The organism is Bradyrhizobium sp. P2_E8, assembly GCF_056403875.1.
Window position 1 is genome coordinate 1 of record NZ_JBFUES010000715.1, and the last position, 4,096, is coordinate 4,096.

Below are 4,096 nucleotides of genomic sequence, written 5' to 3' on the forward strand. Positions count from 1 at the left end.
GCTCTCGGCTGCATCGGCAAGACGCAGGATCGGCTTGATCTGGTTGCGCAGGAACAGCACCGCGACGATCAGCAGGATCGAGGACGTGCCGACCATCCAGAACAGGAAGATCTCCGAGTTCGAGGCGTAGGCCGCGCTGCGCTGCGCGAACACGCGCATCACGGCGTCGTCGAGCTGGATGCGGATCTCGACGAGGTTGGAGCGGCCGACCGTGTCGATCCAGAACGAGCGCCCGATCTGGCGGCCGAGCTGCACCGACAGCGTCTGGTCGAGCAGCGAGAAGAACGGCTTTGGTCCCGGCGGCGGCATGTCGCCGGCGGGCAGGAAATCGACGACGAGGCCCAAACGCTGCTGGGCGATGCGACGGATCTGGTCGCGGTCCTTGTCCTGCGGATAGCCCTTGTAGACGTCGATCAGCGCGGCGATGTCCTGCACCACCGCGGCCGACAGGCGGCGCGTCACCGTATTCCAGTGCCGCTCCATGAACACGAWGGCGACGACCGATTGCAGGATCACCATCGGCACGATCATGATCAGCAGCGCGCGGGCATAGAGGCCGGTCGGCATCCAGCCCTTGAACGCGTTGCCCATCCAGCCATTGGCGGCGGAGACGCGGCCGGCGGCGCTCTTCAGCAGCGTCAGGCCGGTATCGATCGTGCTCATCGGTCGCGCTTCACTGCTTTATGGCGATGCCACCAGCCGGTAGCCGATGCCGCGCACCGCCTGGAGGAACAGCGGATTGGCGGGATCGGTCTCGATCTTGCGCCTGAGGCGGTTGATCTGCACGTCGACGGCGCGCTCGTTGACGCTGCCATTGCCGGTCAGCGCGCTGCGCGGCACGGTCTCGCCCGGCGTCTCCGAGAGAATGCGAAGCATCTCGCGCTCGCGGTCGGTGAGGTGAATGACCTCCTCGCCCTGGCGCAATTCGCCGCGATCGAGATGGTAGACGTAGGGACCGAACGCGATCTTCTCCACCACCGCGGCCTGCGGCGGCGGGGCGGCGCGCTTGAGGATGTTGTTGATGCGCAGCGCAAGCTCGCGCGGCTCGAACGGTTTTGCCACGTAGTCGTCGGCGCCGATCTGGAGCCCCTCGATGCGGGCTTCGGCCTCATGGCGCGCCGTCAGCATCACGATCGGCACCGAGGAGGAGGTGCGGATGAAGCGGGCGAGGTCGAAGCCGGTCTCGCCGGGCATCATGACGTCGAGGATCAAGAGGTCGAAATGCAGGCCCATGAGCTTCGAACGCGCATCGCTGGCGCTGGCCGCGGTCGAGACGCGATAGCCTTCGCTGGCGAGGAAGCGCGACAGCAGATCGCGGATGCGGCGGTCGTCGTCGACCAGCAGAAGATGCGGGGCGTYATCGGCCGGTTGCACCGGCGGACGGGCGAGCGTGGCAGCGAGCGGCACGGTCACTCCTTTGCGTCTTGATTGACGGAGGCGAAGATCGTCTCCAGCACCTTGTCCGGATCTTCGCGGTCGATCATCGCGCGCAGGAAGCGCTTCACCGTCTCCGCATCCTGCGGCGCCATCTCGGCGAGCGCCTTGGTGATCCGCGTGGTCTGGAGCCCGGCGAGCTTCTGCACCAGCGCCTCGCCCTTCGGCGTGGCATAGAGCAGGCGCTGGCGGCGATCATTGTCGCCGGTCTTCTGCACGATATAGCCCTCGTCCAGGAGCTGCTTGAGCACCCGGCCGAGCGACTGTTTCGTGATGCGCAGGACGTCGAGCAGATCGGCGACCTTCAGTCCGGGATAGCGGTAGACGAAGTGCATGACGCGGTGATGGGCCCGGCCGAAGCCGAACGCCTCCAGCTCCTGGTCGGGATCGCCGACGAAGTCGCGATAGGCGAAGAACAGTAGCTCGATGATATCCCAGCGCAAATTGCCTCCTTCGCCTGCGGCCGGCCGGAGCTCGGCAGCGTCTTGAGAGGGAGTCGCGAAATTTATGTCAGGCATATTGACGTATCTTGGGTTCAATGTTACAAAACGATCAGCCCGCACGAAATTTTAGATCGTTTCGCGTCGGGTGGCATTCTCTAAGAGCGGCCGGAGAGAGCCGGACAGGCGGCAACGGCCGGATCAGATCTACCGTGCGATTGTCGAGCGGCATTTCGGCAAAACATACTGGACTTCCGCCTTCCGCAAAAGCATGTCCTCGGCGACATGCTGGTCACGGAAACCGGCCGTAACAAGGCTGGCGGTGGTTCGGCCAACAATCTAATCAAGCCAGCCGGGCCCGGAACGGGCAGGCGGGCGCCCGAACAGCGCCGCTACCGGCAGCGGGAGGCAAGGACATGAGCGTGAAATTCGACATCCAGCCCGCATCCAACCCGACGCCCGAGAAGGATCGGGTCGCCAAGCTGGTGGACCCCGGCTTCGGGCGCGTCTTTACCGATCACATGGCTGTGGTCCGCTATAACCAGGCCAAGGGCGGCTGGTACGAGGCGAAGATCGAGGCGCGCGCCAACTTCCAGATCGATCCAGCCGGCGCAGTCCTGCACTATGCCCAGGAGATTTTCGAAGGCCTCAAGGCCTACAAGCGCGACGACGGCGGCGTGAACCTGTTCCGCCCCGACGCCAATGCGCGCCGCTTCAAGGACTCCGCCGACCGCATGGCGATGGCGCAGCTGCCCGAAGACGTCTTCATCGAGGCGGTCGAGCAGGTCGTGCGTATCGATCGCGCCTGGATGCCGGGCGGCGAGGGCAGCCTTTACCTGCGGCCCTTCATGATCGCGAGCGAGACCTTCCTCGGCGTCAAGCCGTCGTCCGAATACATCTTCGCGGTGATCGCCTCGCCTGTTGGCTCCTACTTCAAGGGCGGACCTGCGCCGGTCTCGATCTGGGTGTCGGAGAACTACACGCGCGCCGCGATCGGCGGCACCGGCGCCGTCAAGTGCGGCGGCAATTATGCGGCGAGCCTGCGCGCCCAGGCCGAAGCCATCCAGCACGGCTGCGATCAGGTCGTGTTCCTCGACGCGGTCGAGCGCCGCTACATCGAGGAGCTCGGCGGCATGAACGTCTTCTTCGTGTTCGACGACGGCTCGCTCTCGACGCCGCCGCTCGGCACGATCCTGCCCGGCATCACCCGCGACTCCATCATCGCGCTGGCGAAGGATGCCGGCAAGACGGTGCGCGAGGAGCCGTACTCCCTCGACCAATGGCGCAAGGATGCAGGCTCCGGCAAGCTGAAGGAAGCCTTCGCCTGCGGCACTGCGGCCGTGATCTCGCCGATCGGCAAGGTGCGCTCGGTGAGCGGCGATTTCGAGATCAGCGGCGGCGCCGCCGGCCCCGTCGCCATGGGCCTGCGCAAGCAGCTCGTCGACATCCAGTACGGCCGCACCAACGATCCGCACAACTGGATCCGCAAGGTGTTTTGATCGACGGCGATTACGTTTCCCCTCTCGCAAGGGAGAGGGGAAACACGCAACGTTTGTGGCTTATTGCGCTATGAACGTGCTGCTGCCGACACGCGACAAAGCCAGGAGACATCGAAGCATCCTGGACATCGCTATCATGGCAACGCAACTCTCCCAGCCCCTGAAATGGGCCGTTCTCGCCGCAATCACCGGCGTCAGTGTTTTCGGCATCCTGACCATCGGCCCCACGCCCGAGGTCGCAGCGCAAGACCGCTCGCCGATCGTCGACGTACGCACCACCGATCCCGAAATGAACGCCGCGATCGCGCGCGGCCGCGGCACGCTCCCGACCTTCTGGGCCTCGTACGAGGCGCCCAAGCCGTCGGAGGCCGGGCACGCCCTGAAAGTGCGCTTTTCCACCCGGAAGGGCGGCGAGCACATCTGGATCGCCGAGGTGAAGAAGCTGCCCAACGGGGCCTATTCCGGCCGCTTCGCCAATGAGCCGCGCGATCTGCCCGGCAAGCACGCGGGCGACGAGGTCAAGTTCAGCGAAGCCGACATCTCGGACTGGATGTTCATGCGCAACGGCAAGATCGTCGGCGGGGAGACCATCAAGCCGACGCTGAAGTCGCTGCCAAAGGCCGATGCCGATGCCCTCCGGGCGCGCATGGAGCAGCCGTAGCGGTAGGGTCTCTTCCCTTCTCCCCTTGTGGGAGAAGGTGGCATAGGCGGCCATTGGCCGCC

The 4,096-nt window shown here is 65.3% G+C and carries 4 protein-coding genes and 1 pseudogene; 2 read left to right on the forward strand and 3 right to left on the reverse strand.

All coding sequences use genetic code 11. The features are described from left to right. The 3 genes and pseudogenes from AC1D00_RS30200 to AC1D00_RS30210 all read right to left on the reverse strand — a co-directional run. A pseudogene (locus AC1D00_RS30200) lies at nucleotides 1–663 on the reverse strand (two-component sensor histidine kinase); the annotation flags it as partial. An 18-nt stretch (nucleotides 664–681) separates the two neighbouring features. After that, nucleotides 682–1,413, reverse strand: coding sequence for a response regulator (locus tag AC1D00_RS30205; RefSeq protein WP_477013181.1), 732 nt, complete (start codon nucleotides 1,411–1,413; stop codon nucleotides 682–684). Further along, nucleotides 1,410–1,952 (reverse strand): MarR family winged helix-turn-helix transcriptional regulator, encoded by a 543-nt coding sequence (locus AC1D00_RS30210; protein WP_477013182.1) that lies wholly within the window; start codon nucleotides 1,950–1,952, stop codon nucleotides 1,410–1,412. The genes AC1D00_RS30205 and AC1D00_RS30210 overlap by 4 nt, the downstream gene beginning before the upstream one ends. A gap of 338 nt (nucleotides 1,953–2,290) precedes the next feature. On the opposite strand from AC1D00_RS30210, the gene AC1D00_RS30215 reads away from it, so the two are divergent. Further along, nucleotides 2,291–3,373: a branched-chain amino acid aminotransferase gene (locus AC1D00_RS30215; protein WP_477013183.1), complete on the forward strand. Its 1,083-nt coding sequence runs from the start codon at nucleotides 2,291–2,293 to the stop codon at nucleotides 3,371–3,373. A gap of 136 nt (nucleotides 3,374–3,509) precedes the next feature. Continuing rightward, complete coding sequence (locus tag AC1D00_RS30220) at nucleotides 3,510–4,034, forward strand: YegJ family protein (RefSeq protein WP_477013184.1); 525 nt, start codon at nucleotides 3,510–3,512, stop codon at nucleotides 4,032–4,034. The last annotated feature ends 62 nt before the right edge of the window (nucleotides 4,035–4,096 follow it).